At 65.9% G+C, this 20,379-nt stretch carries 21 protein-coding genes; 6 read left to right on the top strand and 15 right to left on the bottom strand.

Annotated features, from left to right (window positions below; genetic code table 11):
• Nucleotides 1-162: 162 nt before the first annotated feature.
• From AB7532_RS30045 to AB7532_RS30055, 3 genes are all read right to left on the bottom strand, one after another.
• Nucleotides 163-921, bottom strand: a complete 759-nt coding sequence (locus AB7532_RS30045; protein ID WP_441238292.1) for an SDR family NAD(P)-dependent oxidoreductase — start codon at nucleotides 919-921, stop codon at nucleotides 163-165.
• On the bottom strand, nucleotides 918-2,159 hold the full coding sequence (locus AB7532_RS30050) for an ABC transporter substrate-binding protein (RefSeq protein WP_441238293.1): 1,242 nt from the start codon (nucleotides 2,157-2,159) through the stop codon (nucleotides 918-920). Before AB7532_RS30050 ends, AB7532_RS30045 begins: the two co-directional genes overlap by 4 nt.
• An 85-nt stretch (nucleotides 2,160-2,244) precedes the next feature.
• A complete protein-coding gene (locus AB7532_RS30055) occupies nucleotides 2,245-3,051 on the bottom strand; it encodes an acetoacetate decarboxylase family protein (protein ID WP_441238294.1) in 807 nt (268 codons plus the stop codon).
• Between the two features lie 337 nt (nucleotides 3,052-3,388).
• Here AB7532_RS30055 and xseA point away from each other — a divergent pair, with 337 nt between their 5' ends.
• The gene (gene xseA / locus AB7532_RS30060) at nucleotides 3,389-5,011 is read left to right on the top strand and encodes an exodeoxyribonuclease VII large subunit (RefSeq protein ID WP_441239381.1); all 1,623 of its coding nucleotides are present in this window, start codon (nucleotides 3,389-3,391) and stop codon (nucleotides 5,009-5,011) included.
• 160 nt (nucleotides 5,012-5,171) lie between these two features.
• On the opposite strand, the gene AB7532_RS30065 is transcribed toward xseA, so the two are convergent.
• Both AB7532_RS30065 and AB7532_RS30070 read right to left on the bottom strand, forming a co-directional pair.
• Nucleotides 5,172-5,321 carry a hypothetical protein gene (locus tag AB7532_RS30065; RefSeq protein WP_441238295.1) on the bottom strand — a complete coding sequence of 50 codons (150 nt, stop codon included), beginning with the start codon at nucleotides 5,319-5,321 and terminating at the stop codon, nucleotides 5,172-5,174.
• Between the two features lie 229 nt (nucleotides 5,322-5,550).
• A complete protein-coding gene (locus tag AB7532_RS30070; RefSeq protein ID WP_441238296.1) occupies nucleotides 5,551-6,378 on the bottom strand; it encodes a dienelactone hydrolase family protein in 828 nt (275 codons plus the stop codon).
• A gap of 190 nt (nucleotides 6,379-6,568) precedes the next feature.
• On the opposite strand from AB7532_RS30070, the gene AB7532_RS30075 reads away from it, so the two are divergent.
• On the top strand, nucleotides 6,569-6,796 hold the full coding sequence (locus tag AB7532_RS30075; protein WP_441238297.1) for a DUF2093 domain-containing protein: 228 nt from the start codon (nucleotides 6,569-6,571) through the stop codon (nucleotides 6,794-6,796).
• 177 nt (nucleotides 6,797-6,973) lie between these two features.
• On the opposite strand, the gene lpxK is transcribed toward AB7532_RS30075, so the two are convergent.
• From lpxK to AB7532_RS30105, 6 genes are read right to left on the bottom strand one after another with little or no spacing between them, the layout of a single operon-like run.
• Nucleotides 6,974-7,990: a tetraacyldisaccharide 4'-kinase gene (gene lpxK / locus AB7532_RS30080; protein WP_441238298.1), complete on the bottom strand. Its 1,017-nt coding sequence runs from the start codon at nucleotides 7,988-7,990 to the stop codon at nucleotides 6,974-6,976.
• A complete protein-coding gene (locus tag AB7532_RS30085; protein ID WP_441238299.1) occupies nucleotides 7,983-9,329 on the bottom strand; it encodes a 3-deoxy-D-manno-octulosonic acid transferase in 1,347 nt (448 codons plus the stop codon). The genes lpxK and AB7532_RS30085 overlap by 8 nt, the downstream gene beginning before the upstream one ends.
• On the bottom strand, nucleotides 9,292-10,005 hold the full coding sequence (locus tag AB7532_RS30090) for a lysophospholipid acyltransferase family protein (RefSeq protein WP_441238300.1): 714 nt from the start codon (nucleotides 10,003-10,005) through the stop codon (nucleotides 9,292-9,294). The genes AB7532_RS30085 and AB7532_RS30090 overlap by 38 nt, the downstream gene beginning before the upstream one ends.
• Nucleotides 10,002-10,244, bottom strand: coding sequence for a DUF4170 domain-containing protein (locus AB7532_RS30095; protein WP_092029456.1), 243 nt, complete (start codon nucleotides 10,242-10,244; stop codon nucleotides 10,002-10,004). The genes AB7532_RS30090 and AB7532_RS30095 overlap by 4 nt, the downstream gene beginning before the upstream one ends.
• A 60-nt stretch (nucleotides 10,245-10,304) precedes the next feature.
• Nucleotides 10,305-11,120 (bottom strand): 3'(2'),5'-bisphosphate nucleotidase CysQ, encoded by an 816-nt coding sequence (locus AB7532_RS30100; protein ID WP_441238301.1) that lies wholly within the window; start codon nucleotides 11,118-11,120, stop codon nucleotides 10,305-10,307.
• Nucleotides 11,107-12,510, bottom strand: a complete 1,404-nt coding sequence (locus AB7532_RS30105; RefSeq protein ID WP_441238302.1) for a TldD/PmbA family protein — start codon at nucleotides 12,508-12,510, stop codon at nucleotides 11,107-11,109. The genes AB7532_RS30100 and AB7532_RS30105 overlap by 14 nt, the downstream gene beginning before the upstream one ends.
• A 275-nt stretch (nucleotides 12,511-12,785) precedes the next feature.
• Between AB7532_RS30105 and AB7532_RS30110 the strand changes: the two genes are divergently transcribed.
• The gene (locus AB7532_RS30110) at nucleotides 12,786-13,304 is read left to right on the top strand and encodes a DUF6101 family protein (RefSeq protein ID WP_441239382.1); all 519 of its coding nucleotides are present in this window, start codon (nucleotides 12,786-12,788) and stop codon (nucleotides 13,302-13,304) included.
• A gap of 101 nt (nucleotides 13,305-13,405) precedes the next feature.
• On the opposite strand, the gene ubiA is transcribed toward AB7532_RS30110, so the two are convergent.
• Nucleotides 13,406-14,335, bottom strand: a complete 930-nt coding sequence (ubiA, locus tag AB7532_RS30115; RefSeq protein ID WP_441238303.1) for a 4-hydroxybenzoate octaprenyltransferase — start codon at nucleotides 14,333-14,335, stop codon at nucleotides 13,406-13,408.
• The gene (locus tag AB7532_RS30120; RefSeq protein WP_441238304.1) at nucleotides 14,332-14,991 is read right to left on the bottom strand and encodes a hypothetical protein; all 660 of its coding nucleotides are present in this window, start codon (nucleotides 14,989-14,991) and stop codon (nucleotides 14,332-14,334) included. Before AB7532_RS30120 ends, ubiA begins: the two co-directional genes overlap by 4 nt.
• A 211-nt stretch (nucleotides 14,992-15,202) precedes the next feature.
• Between AB7532_RS30120 and AB7532_RS30125 the strand changes: the two genes are divergently transcribed.
• Nucleotides 15,203-15,952, top strand: a complete 750-nt coding sequence (locus AB7532_RS30125; RefSeq protein ID WP_441238305.1) for a 16S rRNA (uracil(1498)-N(3))-methyltransferase — start codon at nucleotides 15,203-15,205, stop codon at nucleotides 15,950-15,952.
• Nucleotide 15,953: 1 nt separating this feature from the next.
• On the opposite strand, the gene AB7532_RS30130 is transcribed toward AB7532_RS30125, so the two are convergent.
• Both AB7532_RS30130 and AB7532_RS30135 read right to left on the bottom strand, forming a co-directional pair.
• Nucleotides 15,954-16,961: a helix-turn-helix domain-containing protein gene (locus AB7532_RS30130; protein ID WP_441238306.1), complete on the bottom strand. Its 1,008-nt coding sequence runs from the start codon at nucleotides 16,959-16,961 to the stop codon at nucleotides 15,954-15,956.
• 10 nt (nucleotides 16,962-16,971) lie between these two features.
• Complete coding sequence (locus AB7532_RS30135) at nucleotides 16,972-17,538, bottom strand: hypothetical protein (RefSeq protein ID WP_441238307.1); 567 nt, start codon at nucleotides 17,536-17,538, stop codon at nucleotides 16,972-16,974.
• Nucleotides 17,539-18,210: 672 nt separating this feature from the next.
• Between AB7532_RS30135 and AB7532_RS30140 the strand changes: the two genes are divergently transcribed.
• Together AB7532_RS30140 and hisG are read left to right on the top strand one after the other, a co-directional pair.
• Nucleotides 18,211-19,368 carry an ATP phosphoribosyltransferase regulatory subunit gene (locus AB7532_RS30140; protein WP_441238308.1) on the top strand — a complete coding sequence of 386 codons (1,158 nt, stop codon included), beginning with the start codon at nucleotides 18,211-18,213 and terminating at the stop codon, nucleotides 19,366-19,368.
• Nucleotides 19,365-20,342, top strand: a complete 978-nt coding sequence (gene hisG, locus AB7532_RS30145; RefSeq protein WP_441238309.1) for an ATP phosphoribosyltransferase — start codon at nucleotides 19,365-19,367, stop codon at nucleotides 20,340-20,342. Before AB7532_RS30140 ends, hisG begins: the two co-directional genes overlap by 4 nt.
• The last annotated feature ends 37 nt before the right edge of the window (nucleotides 20,343-20,379 follow it).

Raw genomic sequence — 20,379 nt, forward strand, 5'->3', positions numbered from 1 at the left:
TGGTTCGAGACGCCCGCCTGCGGCGGGCTCCTCACCATGAGGGTCTAAGATCTCGCCGCAACGCACAACCTCATCCTGAGGGCACGCCGCAGGCGGGCGTCTCGAAGGATGCGCCGCGGGCAAACTGCCAGGCACGTTTTTCTTCACACATGATGGCCTTGCCTAGGCCACGGTCATTCCACCGTCGACGACCCAGGCTGCGCCATTGACATGGGCGGCCTCGTCGGACGAAAGAAAAGCCACGACATTGGCGACGTCCTGCGGCCGCCCGCGGGCAACTTCGCCGTTTCGGCGTAGCGCAACGGCGTTGTCGCGCGCCTGGCCTTCCAATTCGCGGATCATGCGCGACTCGACCGGTCCGGGCAGAACCGCATTGACCCTGATCTTCGTTCCACTCACCTCCAGCGCTGCGGTGCGGGTCAGTCCAAGCACGGCGTGCTTGGACGCGACATAGCCGGCGAGCCCTGCCCGGCCGCGGATCGCCGACGTCGAAGCGGTGTTGATGATCGCACCCGCGCCACGTTGCGTCATCCTTGCGAGCACATGCTTGAGGCCGAGAAAGACCCCTTTCACGTTGACCTGCAGCAACCGGTCGAATGTCTCGTCCGGATATTCGTGGAGGGGAGCGACGACGCCCTCGATGCCCGCGTTGTTGGCAAAGATGCCGATCGGCCCCAGCCGTTCCTCGACCGCCTCGACGAAGGCCGCGGTATCGCGGGCGCTCGACACGTCTGCGCGGATGGCGAGCGCTCTGCCGCCGGCTTGCTCGACAAGACGCGCGCTGGCGTTGGCCGCGGCTTCGTCGCGATCGACGATTGCGACCGCATCGCTCATCTGCGCCAGCCTCAGCACAATGGCGCGTCCGATATCGCCCCCGCCGCCGGTGACGAGCGCCACCGGTCGCCGGCCTCCCGCGGTCATGACTTCACGAACTCGCAGCCGCCCTCCTCCAGCGGCCGCCAGGCCTCCGACGGTGGAATGGTCTTGACCAGCTTGTAATAGTCCCAGGGATATTTGGAGTCCGCGGGCGTCTTCACCTCGAACAGATACATGTTGTGCAGTTTGCGGCCGTCCGCGCGGACGCTGCCCTTGCCGAACAACGGATCGTCGGTCGGCAGCTTCTTCATGGCTTCCACGACGGCCTTGCCGTCGCTGGAGGCGCCGAGCGCATCGACCGCCTTGAGGTAATGCAGGGTCGTTGCATAGGCGCCGGCATGCAGCGCGGTCGGGTAGCGGCCGTTGTTGCGCGGCGCAAATCGCTTGGTCCAGGCGCGGGTATCGTCGTTCAGATCCCAGTAGAAGGCTTCGGTGAACTGCAGCCCCTGCGCAATCTTCAAGCCGAGCGAATGCACGTCGCTGAGATAGAGCACCGTCGCGACCACGCGCTGGCCTCCCTGTGGGATGCCGAACTCCACCGCCTGCTTGATCGAATTGATGGTGTCGCCGCCGGCGTTGACCAACGCGATGATCTCCGACTTCGACGACTGGGCCTGCAACAGGAAGGAGGAGAAGTCCTGTGTGTTGATCGGCGTGCGAACCCCGCCGAGGACTTTGCCGCCGGACTTCTGCACGACAGTCTTGATGTCGCCTTCCATGGCATGCCCGAACGCGTAATCCGCGGTGAGCAGGAACCAGCTCTTGCCGCCGCTCTCGACGACCGCGCGCGCGACACCCGACGAAAGCGCGTAGGTATCGTAGGTCCAGTGCACGAGATTGGGCGAGCAGGACTTGCCGGTCAGGTCGGACGAGGAGGCGCCCGAAACCAGCAGCGTCTTGTTGTTCTGCTGCACGACATTGCGCACCGCGAGGGCGACGGCCGAATTGGGCGCATCGACGATGACGTCGACACTTTGGCGATCGATCCACTCGCGCGCGATGTTGGCCCCCACATCGGCCTTGTTCATGTGGTCGCCGCTGATGACCTCGATCGGCCTGGTCATCTTGTGGGCCGACGCCTGAAAATCCTCGACCGCCATCCTGGCGGCCAGCAGCGAGCCCGCACCAGTGACGTCGGCATAGAGGCTGGACATGTCCGTCAGCACGCCGATGCGGAGCGGTTTTGCCTCCTGCGCGTACGCACCGAGCCCCGTCATGACCAACGCAAGGCTGCCGGCACCCGCCAGCAGCCGCCGGCGGCTCACCTGATATCGCCTGACCATCTCCAACCCCTCCCTTGTTAAGCCCGTGCGTTCTCGCACGGCTTTTGCCGCCCGCACGTGCTTTGCGCGCGGGCTGGTATTGTCGTTACGGCGTCAGCCGCTCGATGAGCCGCCGGTCCTCGACCTCAAATCCTCCGCCATAGACCTCCGACACCATGAAGTGCGCGCCGAGAATTTCCGGATCGAGGTCGGCGATGGGATCGTACTCGCTGGCGTGCAGGGTCATGGAGGCGCGGCCCGGCAGCGGCGCCGAGTACGTCAGGGGTGTGCGGCGATAGACGATGTCCGCATAGGCCGTGGCGAGACGTTCGGGATGCGGCAGGCGGCGCACGTGGATTTCACCGGCGGGCAACTGATCGCCGTCGACGATCCGGACCACCGGCGCGGACGCATCCGGCGTGAAGGAAAATTCGGCGAGCGGAATGCCGCGGCGCCGGACCCATCCGCTGATCGATCCGTCCGGATGCTCATCGAAGGCGTAATGGGCGTCCTTCTTGGTGTAGCCGAACACCTCGCGCCCTGCGCAGATCCCCATGGGATCGCTGCAATACATGAAGATATGCGTCTCGGTGAACAGCCCCTTGTACCGAACCGGCACGGAGATCATCAGATCGAACATCTCTCCCGCCTGCACGGCGAGGGAATGGCCGGGCGAGCGCATGAAGCGAAAGGCGACGCGATCGCTCGCGATCTCGAACGGCGTGTCGCCAAGCAGCGTTGCGACCTTGCCCGGCGCGACGCGGGTCATGATCTCGACGGTCCGCAGGGTGCAGCCCCACTCGACGGGATAGGCCGGCGAATAGGGCGGATTGACCCCGCTGTTCGGCTTGAGCCGGTAGTCGCCGAACACGCGTCGACGCGGATCGTTGGGATCGGTGATCGCATCGGTCATGGGGTTCGGCTCCCTTATATTTCATATATGATTTTTATATTGCATATATGAAATCTGACGTGAGTCAAGGCGCGCCGGGGGAGTGCCGGATTCGAAGAGCGCGGAGCGCCTCGGGTCTCAAGGGGAACGCCCCACACTCCCCGTCATTCCGGGGCGCGGCGAAGCCGCGAGCCCGGAATCCATAACCACCATCGCGCGTATGGATTCCGGGCTCGCGCCAAGGGGCGCGCCCCGGAATGACGGCGGAGAGAGGGGAGCGCGCCCGGAATAATTGGCGCCGCGCGGCGAAAATCCTTAAACAGCGGGTCCGAACCCCAAAATGCCGAATCGTGTGCCGATGCCGCCTGCGGAACAACTGAACAACGCCCCCGAATTCACCGTCTTCGAGCTCTCGCAGTCCCTGAAGCGGACGGTGGAGGACACCTATGGCCATGTCCGGGTCCGCGGTGAGATCTCGGGGTTCCGTGGCGCCCATTCCTCCGGTCATTGCTATTTCGCGCTCAAGGACGAGAGCGCCAAGATCGAGGCGGTGATCTGGAAGGGCGTGCACGGCCGCATGCGCTTCAAGCCCCAGGAGGGGCTCGAGGTCATCGCCACCGGCAAGCTGACGACCTATCCGGGCTCCTCGAAATACCAGATCGTGATCGAGGCGCTGGAGCCGGCCGGCATCGGCGCGCTGATGGCGCTGATGGAGGAGCGCAAGAAGAAGCTCGCCGCCGAAGGCCTGTTCGACGAGGCGCGCAAGCAGCTGCTGCCCTGGCTGCCGGAGGTGATCGGCGTCGTGACCTCGCCGACCGGCGCCGTGATCCGCGACATCCTGCACCGGCTGGAGGACCGCTTTCCCCGCCACGTGCTGGTGTGGCCGGTGAAGGTTCAGGGCGAAGGCTCGGCCGAGCAGGTCGCGGCCGCGATCCGCGGCTTCAATGCGCTGCCTGAGGGCGGCAAGATTCCGCGGCCTGACGTGCTGATCGTCGCGCGCGGCGGCGGCTCGCTGGAGGATCTCTGGTCGTTCAACGAGGAGATTGTGGTCCGCGCGGCGGCCGAGAGCATGATCCCGCTGATCTCGGCGGTGGGGCATGAGACCGACATCACGCTGATCGATTTCGTCGCCGACAAGCGCGCGCCGACGCCGACGGCCGCGGCCGAAATGGCCGTGCCGGTGCGCAGCGATCTGTTCGTGGAGGTCGCCGATCTCGGGCGCCGCACCCATGCCTATTGGCTGCGCGCCCATGAAAGCCGCCGCAACGAGCTGCGCGCCGCCGCACGCGCGCTGCCGTCGGCCGGCGATCTCCTGGCGATCCCGCGGCAGCGGCTGGATTCGGCGGGCGCGTCGCTCCCCCGTGGCCTCAAGGCCAACACGCATGCGCATTTCCGCAGGTTCACCGCGGCCGGCGCAAAACTGACGCTGCGCGTGCTGCACGGCCAGATCTCGCAGGCCGATCACCGCCTCACCGTGTGCGGCGAGCGGCTCGGCCTGTCCGCGCGCTCGCTGCTGCGGCAACGGCGCGACCGCTTTGCGGGGCTCGAGGTGCGGCTGCGCGCTTCAAAGCTGTCGAATGCGCAGGCACAGCGCAATGCGATCGCCCGCCAGCGCGAGCGCACGCATCGCCTCGCCGAGCGCGCCAACCGCGCGCTGGTCACGCTGCTGCGTCGGCTCGATGCGCGCGTCGAGAACAGCGGCAAGCTGCTCTCGGCGCTGTCCTATCGCGGCGTGCTCGCCCGCGGCTTCGCGCTGGTGCGGGACGAGGCGGGACATCCGCTGCATTCGGCGGATGCGATCGGGCCGGGTGCGCGGGTCGAGATCGAGTTCGCGGATGGACGCGTGGCGGCGACTGCGGATGCGGATCGGCCAGCGCCTACGACGAAGCGTGCGCCGGCGCAGGCGAAGGCTGCCGCGCAGGACGCCAAGCCGGCACCGAAGCGCGTGGGCAAGCCGGTGGATCAGGGTAATTTGTTCTGAGGCCGGGAGCCGCGCTTCACATCCGGTGTCATTCCCCGCGCAGGCGGGGAATCCAGTACGCCGCAGCCTCTCGATGAATCACAGGCGTCTCGGAGTACTGGATCGCCCGGTCAAGCCGGGCGATGACAGCGAGTATGTGGCGACGGCGCGTCGCCCCGCCCTAGCGGCAGGACAAGCCCGCGTCGATCGTGGTCCAGAAGCCGCAATGTTCCGGCGCGTGCATTTGCGCGCCGGCGTGAGCTTCGAACAGGAAGACCGCGACGGTGAAGACGACGAGTGCGGAGGCGAACAGGGCGAAGCGATTGCGCATGAGGATTGCGTTTAATCGACATCGTGGTCGAACTAAGGCGCGGCCATGTATTGAAACTGCATTCGCGCGCGATCCGTAGTTCTCCGGTCGGCCATACTCCGTGCAGGGCGGTGGTCGATGCGGGGCTGTCCGCACCGTTGTTCCTCGGGCGGCCCCGTCTTCGCTTCTCACGAGCTACGGCACGGCGAGCCCGCTCGGCTGAACTACGCGGCGAGCCCGCTCGGCTAAACTACCGCGCCAGCCACTCCGCGACGTCCTTCTGCGACTCCGCGCGCGCGACTGCGTCGGTGCCGAGATGGCCGTGCTCGGGTGTGGCCGCATCGGCGCTGGCGCTGGCTGCGTGCAGCGGCGTGTTGGCGCGGTCGAAATCGTGATAGGCGCCCGGATAGACCACGATGCGCGCGAGCGCGCTGCGGCCATAAGCGCCCTCCACCATCTGGCGGCAGGCTTGCGGCGACGACACATCGTCATTGGCGCCGATCAGCACCAGCGTCGGCACCCGCGTGCTCCAGCCGAGACCGGCGGAGATCCGGCAATCCGGATAGAACGCGATCGCGGCACGAAAATCCGGACCCGCATCGCGCGCGGCGCTTTGCGGACGCACCGCCCAGAGCAGCGCGCTGGCGCCATTGGCCCAGCCCATCAGGCTGACGCGGTCGCGCGCCACCCAGGCCTGCTTCATCAGCCAGGCGCGCGCGGCCGCGATGTCGGCGACGCGCTCGCGCCGCGCCTTGACGTGCATCTCCTTGACGCGGCATTGCGGCCCGAGCTCGCGCGAGCCGTAGCTGTCAGGCAGCAGCACGGCGTTGCCCGATCTGAGCAGCCGCTCAGCCCAGTCGCGATAGCGCGGCAGCACGGGATCGGAATGACCACCACCGAGACCGCCGCAGCCGTGCAGCGCGATCACGGTCGGAAACGGCCCGTCGCCTTCGGGCTTGTAGAGCTGCGCATGTAGCACGCCCGAGGACAGCGGAATGTCGACCTGCTGCGGCACGGGCGCGGCGTGCGCGGCCGCCATCAGCAGCGTCAGGAACAGAGCGGTGAACGGAGGGCGCATCGGACTCTGCCGCAGGATCCTTCGGCTCAGCGCTATCACGCGGGAACGGCGCCAAAACATCACAAACCGGTGGGTTTACCGGGCGGACAAGCCACCCTATCTATGCTACATCCCGTCCAACACATCGTGCCCTCCAAGGTTTTCCGAACAAGGTTTTCCAGGGAGCGGCCTTCCACGGAGACTTTCGACCGTGCTGAACAAGTTCGGCCCCTCGGGCCATGGCGAAGCGCAGGTGCAATATCTCGACGGCGACTTCCGCGTGATCTCGCCGGGGACCTTCGTGCGCTGCGCGATCACCGACACGCGGATTCCGCTCGACGAGCTGAAATACTGGAGCGTGGATCTGCAAGAGGCTTACGCCACGCCTGCCGCCGTGCTGCAGCGGCATTATCCCGGCGCGCCGAAGCCGCAGTCGTGAGGTAAGGGGCGGCGGTTTCACCAAATTCTCCTGATCGTCAGAGATCGATAGGAGCCTTGCGATGAATGTCGCCTGAATGGTGGTGCCGTAGGGTGGGCAAAGGCGCGTAGCGCCGTGCCCACGTCACCACGCAATGAAGAGACCGTGGGCACGCTTCGCTTTGCCCACCCTACGAGATCAGCGTCTGGAAAACCGCCGCTCGCGCGCCTTGTAGAGATGATCGCTGATCAACTGCCGCAGCGCGGCCGGATCGTCGAACTCGAGCTGCACGGCGAACGGCACGATGGTGTCGGGCACATCGTCACGCCCGCGCAGGCGCGCGAGGTCCTTTTCCGTCGTCACCAGCGTGAGCTGGTCGCGGCCGGCGTCCGCCGCCATCGCGGCGATCTCGTCGCGCGAGAACATGTGGTGATCGGCGAAGGCGCGCGTGCGCGCGAGCTCGATACCGCCGGCGCGCAACGTGCGGAAGAAGCGCTGGGGATCGCCGATGCCGGCGAAGGCATAGACCTTCTTGCCGAACAGCTGCGCGAGCGAGGCTGCATCCGGCTTCAGGCGGGCGCGCAGCTCCGGTTTGTTGCGCTTGGCCAGCTCGGCTGCGACGCCGTCCGCGGCATGACCGTTGCCGATCATCACCAGCGCGTCGGTGCGCGCGATCTGCGCCTTCAGCGGCGCGCGCAGGGGACCTGCAGGAAACACCTTGCCGTTGCCGAGACCGCGCTCGCTGTCGATCACGATCAGCGAGGTGTCCTTGAGCAGGCGCGGATTCTGGAAACCGTCGTCCATCAGGATCACGGTGGCGCCTTGCGACTTCGCCAGCGCGACGCCTTCGAGACGATCGCGTGCCACTGCAACGGGCACGTCGCGCACCATCATCAGCGGCTCGTCGCCGACATCGGCAGCGGTGTGGCGTTCGCGGTCGACCATCACGGGACCCCTCAGGCGTCCGCCATAGCCGCGGCTGATCACCACCGGCGTCTCGCCGAGCTCGCGCAGCAGCTTCGTCAGCGCCAGCACGGTCGGGGTCTTGCCGGCGCCGCCGACATGGTAGTTGCCGACGCAGATCACGGGGATGCCGGCGTCCACGCCCTTGCGCAGCATGCGCCGTTCGGTGATCGCGCCGTAGAGCAGACCCAGCGGCCGTAATGCATGCGACTTGAAGGAGCGAGGCCGGTACCAGAAGGCCGGCTCACGCATTGGCCGCTCCCATCTCGATCGTCAGCTGCAACAGATACGGCTCGAGCGCCGTCATGGTGCGGTTGAGCGCGCCGCCGAGCTCATCGACGACGCTTGAACCTGCGTGCTGCATCTTGTCGCGCACGGTCGGCTCCGCCAGCAGCAGGCCAAGCTGCTTGACCAGCGCCTCCTGCGTGTCGGCCTGGCGCGCGCCGCCGCGGCCATCGAGCGCCTCGTAGACGTCGGCGAAATTGAAGACATGCGGGCCGTGGACGATCGCGGCGCCGAGCTTGATCGCCTCGATCGGATTCTGGCCGCCGTGGCGGATCAGCGATCCCCCCATGAACACGACCGGCGAGAGGCGGTAGAACAGGCCGAGCTCGCCCATGGTGTCGGCGACATAGACGTCGGTGGCAGTGCCCGGCAATTCCTCGCGCGAGCGCAGCGCGGGCTTGAGGCCCGACGCCGTGATCAGGCCTGCGATCGACGAGCCGCGATCCGGATGCCGCGGCACGATCACCGTCAGAAGCTGCGGGAAGAAACCGACGAGGCTGCGATGCGCGGCAACCAGCATCTCGTCCTCGCCCGGATGGGTCGAGGCCGCGACGATGATCGGACGCCCGCGCGTCATCGCCATCAGCCGTTCGAGCTTGGCGGGATCGGCGGGCGGCGCCGGCACGTCGAGCTTGAGATTGCCGGTGGTGACGACGTCGCGGCCGCCGAGCGCGGAGAAGCGCTCCGCATCGGTCTTCGACTGCGCCAGGCAGATGTCGAAGCGCGACAGCAGCGCCGAGATGGTGCCGTACATGCGCCGCCAGCGCGGGAAGGAGCGCGGCGACATCCGCCCGTTGATCAGCACCATCGGCACGCGGCGCGCAGCACCGGCCAGGATCAGGTTCGGCCACAGATCGGATTCGATGAACAGCGCCAGCGACGGCTTCCAGTGGTCGAGGAAGCGCGCGACATAGCGCGGCGAATCATACGGCACGTATTGATGGATGACGTCGGGCGGGAAACGTTTGGCGACGACGGCGGCCGAGGTGACGGTGCCGGAGGTGAGCAGGATGCGCAGATTGAGATCGCGCAGCCGCTCGATCAGCGCGGCCGCGGCGAGCACCTCGCCGACGCTGGCGCCGTGGATCCAGACCAGCGGGCCGTGCGGGCGCACGTCACGGGACAGGCCCCGCCGTTCGCCGACGCGCGCGGGATCTTCCTTGCCCTGCTTCAGCCGCCGCTTGATCAGCGCCGGCGCGAGCGGCACCAGGCCCCTCGCCAGGCGCCGGTACATCCGCAGCGTCATCGGCAGCGAGCCGGGCAGCGAGTTAGGCATCTTCAGGTCCCGGACGGCCGAGATGCGCATAGGCGCGGCGGGTCGCCTCGTTCAGCGTCTCCTCCAGCTCCAGCCGCAGCGTTTCCATCATGGCCGCATCGGCATCTGCGGGAACATGGATTTCCTTGATGCCGACCAGCGCGCCCCGCCCGAACGGCAGGTTGATGGTGGTGCGGTCCCAGTTCTTGAGCCGGATGAAGCGGCTGGTCGCCATCGCGAAAGGCATGATCGGCCGCCCCGATTCCCGTGCCAGCATGATAATGCCGAGGCCTGCCACGCGCGAGCGCTTGGGAACATCGGCGGTCAGCGCGACATTACAACCGTCCTGGAGCGTGTGCACCATTTCCCTGAAGGCCCCCACCCCACCCTTACGGTGGAAGGCGCCGCCATGGTCGCCGGAGCCGCGGATGAGGCCGATGCCGAGCCGCTCGACGGCGATCGCGTTGAACTCGCCGTCGCGGTGCCTGGAGATCAGAACCTTGGCCCGGTAGGAGTCCTTGTTCTTGATGAAGGGCGTCAGGAAATGCTGGCCGTGCCAGAACGCGAAGATCGCGGGGATCTGCGGCTCGACGATGTCATAGACGTCGGGCGGATCGAACGTGAATCTGTTGGTCCGCCAGACCAGACGCAGATATTCGGCCGCCAGAAACCCGACGGCACGCTGAAACCAGCTGCTTCGCAGCGTATTGCGAAGCAGTTTTTTCAACGCGCCGGTTCTTGATTGGGGTCGAGCAGCCGGTGGAGATGGACGATGAAGTAGCGCATCTGCGCGTTGTCGACCGTGCTCTGCGCCTTGGCCCGCCAGGCGGTGTGGGCCGTCGCATAGTTCGGATAGAGGCCGACGATCTCGACGTCGTCGAGATTCTTGAAGGTGTTGTGCTCGAGATCGAGCAGCTCGCCACCGATCACGAGATGCAGCAGTTGTTGCGGGGCACTATCTGGCATGGGTTCTGTTCCTAACGGGCTGCCCGGCAAAGCAGTGTTCGAGAAGCAAAGCGGGTGCGCTTAGGCCAAGGGACGATTTCGAAAATGCGCGACAATGCCCGCATGACGATCGCGCCCCGCTGCCACCAGCACCCCGTGCGTGACTTCCCGGCGGTTATAGAGAATGGGATCTCCGGAGAGGTCGCTCATCCTACCATCCGCTTCCTGCACGATCAAATCGGCCGCCGCAAGGTCCCAATCATGGCTGTTGCCCCCCGCAAAAGCCGCATCCAGCACGCCGTCGGCGACCCGGCACAGCCGCAGCGCCAGCGAACCGATTCGCGGATGCAGCTTGATGTCGCCGCCCGCGGTATTGAGCCGCTCCACCATCGGCTTCGGGCCGGCGACGCGGGCGAAGTCGAGTGCCGATCCGCCGGCCGCCCGCACGTCCCTGCCGTTGAGCGTGGTGCCCTGCCCGCGGGCCGCGAAGAAGAACTCGTTGGTCACAGGCGCGAACACCGCCCCCAGCACCGGAGTGGCATCCTCGACCAGCGCGACGCTGACGCACCATTCGTCATGGCCGTTGAGATAGTTGCGGGTGCCGTCGATGGGATCGACGATCCATGTCAGCCGCCGCGACAGCCGCGAGGCGTCGTCGGCGCTTTCCTCCGACAGCCAGCCATAATCGGGCGTGGCCGCGCGCAGGCGCGATTCGAGCAGGTCATTGACGGCAATGTCGGCTTCGGACACCGGCGAGGACGCGCCCTTGGTCCATTTCTTGAGCTCGGTGCGGAACATCGACTGCGCGAGCGCGCCCGCATCCCGCACCGTCTCTCTCAGCAGTGCGGCATCGCGCGTCAGAATGGTTTCGAGGGAGTGCGCGTCAACGTCCGCCAAGCGTCAAACCCTCGATGCGCACCGTCGGCGCATTGACGCCGTAGCGGAACTCGAGATTGTTCGCGGGCTGCATCGACTTGAAGATCTCGAACAGATGGCCCGCGATCGTGACTTCGCTGACGGCATAGGTGAGCTCGCCGTTCTCGATCCAGAAGCCGGAGGCGCCGCGGCTGTAATCGCCGGTGACGCCGTTGACGCCCGAGCCGATCAGGTCGGTGACGTAAAAACCCTGCTTGATGTCCGAGATCAGCTCGGCCGGCGTGGGCGTGCCGGGCTCGAGATGCAGATTGTACGGCCCCGGCGACGGCGAGGACGAGACGCCGCGATGGGCATGGCCGGTGGTGGTGAGGCCGAGCTCGCGCGCGGTGGCGCAGTCGAGTAGCCAGGTGGTCAGCACACCCTCGTCGATCAGCGCGGTCTTCTTCACCGCGACGCCTTCGGCATCGAAGGTCTGCGAGCGCAGGCCGCGCTTGCGCAGGGGATCGTCGATGATGCGGATGTTTTTGGCAAACAGCTGCTGGCCGAGCTTGTCCTTGAGGAAGCTGGTCTTGCGTGCGATCGAGGCGCCGTTGATGGCGCCGACGACGTGGCCGACCAGCGAGCCGGCAACGCGCGGATCGAACACGACGGGCACCTTGCAGGTCTCGACCTTGCGCGGATTGAAGCGCGCCACGGTGCGCTCGCCGGCGGAGCGGCCGACGACTTCAGGCGACAGCAGATCGGCGCCATGCGGGGCTGAAGTGAAATCGTAATCGCGCTCCATGCCGGTGCCCTCGCCGACGATCGCAGTCGCCGAGATGCCCTGGCTGGAACGCAGATAAGACCCGTGGAAGCCGGTGCTGGTGACGAGCACCATGCCGCCCATGCCGGCAGACGCCGAAGCACCGCCGGATTTGCTCACGCCCTTCACCGCGAGCGCCGCTGCCTCGGCCTCGAGCGCGCGGCGCTCGAGCTCCGAGGTCGCCGGAATATTCGGATCGAGCAGATCGAGATCCGGAAAATCGCGCGCGAGGAGCGCGGGATCCGCGAGGCCGACATATTTGTCATCAGGCGCGACGCGCGCCATCGCGACGGCGCGCTCGGCAAGCTTGGTCACGGCATCGCCGCTGGCGTCGTTGGTCGAGACCACCGCCTGGCGCTGGCCGACCAGCACACGCAGGCCGACATCGTCGCCCTCGGACCGCTCGGATTCCTCGACGCGGCCGTCGCGCACCTCGACGCCTTGCGAGATGCCGCGCACCGCGACCGCATCGGCCGCATCGGCGCCGGCACGCCTGGCCGCTTCGACCAGCCGCTGCGCGAGATCCGACAGCGCGGATTGATCGAACAGGTCGCGATTGGCTTGCGACGAACTTTGGGGCGAAAGCGCCGAGCTTGGTGAAGGGTTCACAAACGAAATCCTGTTGCGGCGGGAGGTTTCGGGGCGAGACCTGCCCTGACCACCAGATGTGCCCAATTGGTGCGGACTTCAAGCATATTCAGCCGACAAAAGGCTCAGATTCGCACCTTGCGCGCAACGTCTCGTCAATCATGCGCGCCAAGGTCTTGTCAATCATGAGCGGCGGTGACGCTGGATTAACCAGCCTTTTTAAGCGGTTTCCGCAACCGCCGCGCTATGGTCCTCGCATCGACCGGGAACATAATCCTGGCGGGGAGACTAAAGCCGTGAGGCGTCAAACAGCTACATGCGGGGTCACTCCCGACGGGTCGGGCCGCTCACTGCGGCTCGACCCTCTATCCCTTCCGGTCCGCTTCGACGCGCACGATGCGCGCGCCGACGGATACACCAGGCAGATCGAGCTTCATCGCGAACGCGTCGTGCTGCGCCGTGCCGTCCGCGGCATGCAGATGGCGATCAACGTCCGCGTCAGCGACTTCACCGGCGTCGCACTGCGCGGCAATGACGAGGCGCAGACCCTCGTGCTCGTGCATCGCGATCCCTCGCTGTCCGTTCCGCTGCTGGTCAGCGCCGACGGCGACGAGCTCAACGAGGCTTGGGCAATCTGGAGCGAGCTGTTCGCTCTTCCGCAACTCGACGAAGGCGCCCGCAAGCCCGCACCGCGCCGTCGCCGCTGCAACGCGATCCGCGCCCGCCGTCCGAAATTCCTGATGCGCCGCCGCACCGCGATGTCGCGCGAGCTGTCGGTTCATCGTGCAGAACGTGAGATTATCGCGCGGAACTGAGGTGTCGTAGGGTGGGCAAAGCGAAGCGTGCCCACCTCCTCCATCGAATTGAGAAAGATCGTGGGCACGGCGCAAGTGCGCCTTTGCCCACCCTACGAGACCTACGTCCGCATCACCGCGTCGACCAGCAATCCCGCAAACAGCAGCGCGCCTGCATATTTGTTCGAATAGAACAGGTTCTTGCACAGCTCGGGATCGTCGATCTTCAAGCGCACGATCTGCGACGCCAGATGTGCGCCGAACGCTGCAAGCCCGAGCCAGGCCGGCCAGCGCGCATCGCCTGAGGCCAGCGCGACGCCGATCAGCATCACCGCAAGCCCGTAAAACAAGATCAGCGCCTGGTGCGTATGCGCACCGAACAGGCGCGCGGTGGATTTGATGCCGATCAGCGCATCGTCCTCGGCATCCTGATGGGCGTAGATCGTGTCATAGCCGATCACCCAGGAAATCGCGCCCGCATAGAGCACCAGCGCCGTCAATTCGATGCGGCCGAAGGTGACGGCAAATCCCATCAAGGCGCCCCAAGAGAAGGCGAGCCCTAGCACGATCTGCGGCCACCAGGTGATGCGCTTCATGAAGGGATAGATCGCAACGATCAGCAGCGAGGCGATGCCCGTCGCAATTGCGAAGCGGTTGAACTGGAGCAACACGATGAGGCCGGTCAGCGCCTGCGCGACCATGAAGATCAGCGCCTGCTTCGTGGTTACCTGCCTCGATGGCAGCGGCCGAGAGCGGGTGCGCTCGACCTTGTCGTCGAGGTCCCGGTCGGTGATGTCGTTCCAGGTGCAGCCGGCCCCGCGCATGACGAAGGCGCCGATGAAGAACAGGACGATGGTGAGCGGCAGACCGCGGACATCGTGCGCCATGCCGGCCGCGAGCGCGGCCGACCACCAGCACGGCATCAGCAGGAGCCAGGAGCCGATCGGACGGTCGAAGCGCGACAGACGCAGGTAAGGCCGCGCCCATCGCGGCGCGAGCGTATCGACCCAGTTGCCGGTGGAATCGGCAACGCGGGCGGATGTGTCGCTCATCGTGTGAGGACGTTGCCGTTGAGCGTGTCGAAGGTGCTGCCGCCCTTCTTGCCGGCATTGGCCTCAGGCGCCGAGCCGGAACCCAGCACCTCGCTCAGCGACGGGCCGGCCGCAGCGCGCGGCTGGTTCTGCATCTGCTGCGCAACGTTGCAGACCTTCGCCGCCATGGCCTCGGTATTCTTGTGGCCGTCCTTCATCTGCGCGCCGACCTGCGGCGGGATTCCGCATTTGGCGGCATTGGTCTCGACGTATTTGATCATCTTCGTCTCGGCCTGGCTGAAATTGCGAATCAGCTTGCAGGCTTCGTCCGGCGGCGCATGACGGTCGCTCGCAGCCTTGATCAGCTTGCCGCGCTTCTCGGCGTCCTCGCGCAGCGGCATGAACGCCTTCATGCAATCCTCGCCGGGACCGCCCTGCGTCGGCGGGGCCGCGCTGAATGCACCGGCGCCGCCCACGGGCGCTGCGCCGTTCACGGGGAACGACCCTTGCGGGGCCGCACCGACCGAGGCGGACGGCGCGGAGCCGTTGACGGGCGGAAACGCGGAACTCGTTGGAGCCTGGCCAGGCAGCGGCGCGGGGAAGCCCTGGGCGCAAGCGCCCACGGCACCCAGGGTGACCATGGCGGCAGTGATCGGAACCATCAAATGACGGATCATCAAGATAGTCTCTCCGGCAGGAGCTTACGGGGTTCGGCGTCTTCTCAATTGAAGCGCAACCAGCGTGCTGGCGATTTTACGATTCCCGCCGGCCCTTAACAACCCGTCGAATGGGGCAAGAGCGCGGCGCGCCGACGCACCGGTTTGGCAATATTTACCCCCGAAATGGCTGGTTTCGGTTAATAAGTGCGGCAAAACGGACCTTTGAACGATGCCTGCCTACGATTTTCGCGGTCCCCGCCTGTTCGTCGACGCCCCCCTGGCCCAGGACGCCAAGGTCGCGCTCGACCGCGACCAGAGCAATTATCTCGGCAATGTGCTGCGGCTGGCCGCCGGGGCCGAGGTTCTGGCGTTCAACGGCCGCGACGGAGAGTGGCAGGCCGCGATCGAAGGCCGCAAGCGGCCGGATGGCCTCGTCATCCTCCAGCAGACCCGCCCGCAGGACAGGCTGGCCGACCTCGCCTACGTCTTCGCCCCGCTCAAGCACGCCCGGCTCGATTACATGGTTCAGAAGGCCATCGAGATGGGCGCCGCCTCGCTTCAGCCTGTCCTGACCCGGTTCACCCAGGCCTCCCGGGTCAACACCGAGCGGATGCGCGCCAATGTCGTCGAGGCGGCCGAGCAATGCGGCATCCTCAGCATCGCTACCGTCGCCGAGCCGCTGGCGCTGGACCGTTTCCTCAGCCAGCGCGCCGCAGGCCGGCTGCTCATCTTCTGCGACGAGGCGGCAGAGATCCAGGACGCCGTTCAGAGCCTGCAGGACGCGCGCGAGGCCGGAACGGGCATCGACGTGCTGATCGGTCCCGAAGGCGGCTTTGCCGAGGAGGAGCGCGCGCTGCTGCTGCGGCAGCCGAAAATCCTGCGGCTGGCGCTCGGCCCCCGGATCATGCGGGCCGATACCGCCGCAGTGGCCGCACTGGCGCTGGTGCAGGCGGTCCTGGGCGATTGGCGTCAGGGCTAACCTATTCGCCGCGCACCGACCGGTGCAGGGTCTCGGACGGCAGCTCGCCGAAGGCCGCCCTGTAACTCGCCGCGAACTCGCTCAGATGCCAGAAGCCGTGCGCAATCGCGCAGGACTTCACACTGCGCCCTGCGGAGCCGAGGCGCAGTTGCTTGCGCACCGACCACAGGCGCAAGACCCGGCTGTAGCGATGCGGGCTCATGCCACAGATGGCCTGGGTCGCACTCTGGAGCGTCCGGACCGAAACGCCCGTCTGCTCCGCCAGCTCTGTCGTCTTGTGCCAGATCATCAGATCGCGCCGGATCAATCTTTCCATCTCCGCGACGATGCGCTGATAGCTGTCCGTTTTGGCATGCAGGGATCTGCCATCAACACTCGTCCGGATCGCGGCTTCCATCGTGCTGAGCAATGATTGCTCGACGACGGCGCGCGAATCCGGCTCGTCCAGCACATCCGGATCGTAGGCTGCGGTTTCAAGCGTGGTGGAGATCACGCCCCGCAGGGCGACCAGCATGTCCGATGCCGGGCTCAGCAAATGATAGCCGTCACTCAATCGCACCCAAGGCTCGCGCGCGGGCGGCGTGAAATAGGCAACCGCCATCAGGCGCCCCTCCGGCTCATAGACCAGACAGTCGGAAGCTCCCTTCAGGATGACGACGGAGCTATCGATTGTCTGCCCGTTGATACGGGTCGCGGTCACATGATCCATCGGCACCACCACGGCGACGGCATGCGCCAGATCATAACCGCGAATGATCCGCGGAAAGGTCTTCACCAGCGACAGCGTCAGGGTCGGCAGGCTCAGCCTTGCGCGCATGATCGCAACCGCCCCGGCAGACAAGGGCATGCTGGATGCGCCGGCATATCGCTCGCTTTCGCCGAAATGATCGACATCATAGGATTGCAGATCGAGCGCCGACGACGCCTTCAGGTCGTGGAACGACAACGAGCGGTCCGTCGCGATTGTCTGCGCCGTGTCACGGGCAATGTTGAGGTGGCTTTGATCCATGTCCGGCCGCTTATTTCGCCTTCCTGGTGGACGCAGCGCCCCTGGGAGCATTCTTGGAAGCATCCTTGGAATTATCCTTGGAATTATCCTTGAACGTTTCCTTGGGGGCGCGCAGATCCTCCGGCCCATTGATGCCGGCGCGCTTGAGGTCGCGAAGCAGCTTGGTGAGCAGCAGCATGTTGGTCTTCTGCAGTTCGTGATTGTTTCCAAACCTGAATGCGTTCTGCTCGGTCACGATCAGCCCCTCCTTGGTCTCGGCGAGAATCTTTCGCCGCTTAAGTCCCGTCACGCGACGGCGCACCGTCTCGAGCGGCAGGCTGAGGAAGCGGGAGAGTGCTGCCCGGGACACTCCCTGCTTGATCACATCCGGCTCGACCGCATGGATGCTGGAGAATTGCTCGTCCAGCGACGGATCGTTCATCACATTGATGACGTTCGCGTTGAGGATCGCATGAACGATCAGAAGGTCCAGCGGGTCGAATTCGTCGTAGTTCCGGAACATCTCGCTGATCGAGAACAGCATATAGGCCAGCGTGTGTCGCGAGACCGTCCGGATAACATCTGAGTCATTGCGCATGAATCGAACCAACATTCACATTGTAAACGAAGGCAGCAGCGAACGTGTCATCCGCCATACCCAAAATGAGTATGCGACGACTTGCCTATCGTCCTCAATTTCTCATTGTGACGCTCGACCTGTTGCTGCAGGTGCGTTGAAGTGTGTGCGTCGAACAATTCGCGATTGGCCGCCGAAACTTTCATGCGCGACGATCGTATCTAACCGCTTCGAAGATGCCGGCTCCCTGAGGCCGGCGACCGCGCAGGACGATTTGGACCATGGACGACGATGTTGCATCGGACATGCGGCGACGCGAAGAACTGGAGCTGATCAAAGCATTTCTCGGCATAACGGACCCGGGCAAGAGGCAGAGAATCCTCGCGCTCGCAGAGCGGCTCGCGGCTGACGCCGGATCTGAGGAAAGGGCTCACCTTCGTTTCGACCGATGCCTCCCCTGTCGATTTTTCCAGAGACGTCCCTGGCCGAACTGACTGAAGGTCATTCGGGTCGAACACCGATCAGGTATTTAAATACCTATTATCGTTTCGACCGGGTCAACCCTCCCCCACGTCCAGAGCCATTAAGCGATTGATCCTTTGGAGGTCGAAACCGCTTCCGGGCCATGCTAAGGGCTGCGCCAATTCGCCTCCTTTGCCTTGCCCGGTTCCACCGGGACGATGGACCCCTGTGATGACCGCGACTGCCACCTCAAATGCTGCCGGCTCCGCCGCCTGGGCGGATACGCTGCTCTTGTCGTTCGCGCAGGCCGGCTATGTCAGGGCTGAGCCCGCGATCCTGCAACCGGCCGAGCCGTTTCTCGACCTCTCGGGCGAGGACATCCGCAAGAGCCTCTATCTGACGACGGACCTGTCCGGCGAGGAGCTGTGCCTGCGGCCGGACCTGACCATTCCCGTCGCCCGCGACTACCTCGCCTCGGGGCGCGCCGGCCAGCCGGCCGGGTTCAGCTATCTCGGTCCGGTGTTCCGCTACCGCAGCGGCCAGGCGAGTGAATTTTTGCAGGCCGGCATCGAATCGTTCGGCCGCCAGGATCGCGCCGCGGCCGATGCCGAAATGCTGGCGCTGGCGCTGGAAGCGACCGCCGCTTTCGGCGTCCGCGATGTCGAGATCCGCACCGGCGACGTGGCGCTGTTCAACGCGCTGCTCGACGCGCTCGACCTCTACCCGGTCTGGCGCCGCCGCCTGGTCAAGGACTTCAACCGCAAGATCAGCCTGGAAAAGGACCTGGAGAAGCTGGCGGCCGCGACCACCGCGACCCGCAGCGAATATGAGGGCGTGCTGGCCGCGCTCGCCGGCTCCGACCGCAAGGCGGCGCTCGCCTTCGTCACCGACCTGATGTCGATCGCCGGCACCACCAATGTCGGCGGCCGCTCCACGGCCGAGATCGCCGACCGCTTCCTCGAGCAGTCGACGCTGAAGGGCGGCGCCCTGCCGCGCGAGGCGATCGCCGTGCTCAAGCGCTTCCTCGGCATCTCCGGCAATCCCGACGACGCCGTCGCCGAGCTGCGCGCGCTCACCCTTGATGCAAAGCTCGATCTCGCAGCCGCCATCGACCAGTTCGAAAGCCGGGTCGGATTCATGGCCGCACGCGGCATCGACGTGAAGCAGACACGATTCTCGACCGCGTTCGGGCGCGGCCTCGACTATTACACCGGCTTCGAATTCGAGCTGCATCACCGCGGCAACGGCACCGAGCCGCTGGTCGCCGGAGGCCGCTATGACGGGCTGATGACCCAGCTCGGTTCAACCGAGCCGATCCCTGCGGTCGGCTTCTCGGTCTGGGTGGATGCGCTGACGAAGATCGGCCGCAAGGTGGAGCCTAAGTCATGAGCGCGCCGTTCGTTCTGGCCGTTCCCTCCAAGGGCCGCCTTCAGGAAAACACCGAAGCCTTCTTCGCCCGCGCCGGGCTCAAGCTGTCGAAGGCCGGCGGCGCCCGCGACTATCGCGGCATCATCGCAGGGCTCGACAATGTCGAGGTCGCCTATCTCTCGGCCAGCGAGATCGCCTCGCAGCTGTCGCGCGGCGTTGCGCATCTCGGCGTCACCGGCGAGGACCTGGTGCGCGAGAACATCCCTGACGCCGACAAGCGCGTGTCCCTGATCGACGGGCTCGGCTTCGGCTATGCCGACGTCGTCGTCGCTGTGCCGCAGGCGTGGATCGACGTCCGCACCATGGCCGATCTCGACGACGTCACCACCGGCTTCCGCGAGCAGCATCACATGCGGATGCGGGTCGCGACCAAGTTCATCAACCTGACCCGCGCGTTCTTCCAGAGCCAGGGCATCACCGATTACCGCATCGTCGAAAGCGCCGGCGCGACCGAGGGCGCGCCCGCGGCCGGCAGCGCCGAGCTGATCGTCGACATCACCACCACGGGCGCGACGCTCGCCGCCAACGGTCTACGGGTGCTCGACGACGGCGTGATCCTGCGCAGCCAGGCCAATCTGGTGGCGTCGAAGGACGCCGACTGGTCGCCGCAGGCACGGGAGACCGCGCGAATCATCCTCGATCACATCGCAGCGCGGGCGCGGGCCAACAAATACCGCGAGGTCCGCACGCGCTTCCGGCAGTGCGACGAAGCCCTGCTCACTGAGGCCCATGAGCGGTTCGGCGTCGAAGCCCCGTTCGGCGGCCCGACCTCGTCGGGCATGCTGACGCTGCACTGCCCGCCCGGTCAGCTCTATGCGCTGGCGAGCTTCCTGCGCGAGCACGGCGCCGAGACCGTCTCGGTGGTTTCGCTCGACTACGTGTTCGACCGCGAGAACCCGCTGTTCGCCAGGCTCGAGGCGTTCCTGCGGCGGTGAGCCCAAAGTTTGCTGAGCAGGTTCGTTCAGCGTAGCG

The sequence above is a fragment of the Bradyrhizobium sp. 930_D9_N1_4 genome, from assembly GCF_052076015.1.
Classification (GTDB): Bacteria; Pseudomonadota; Alphaproteobacteria; order Rhizobiales; family Xanthobacteraceae; genus Bradyrhizobium.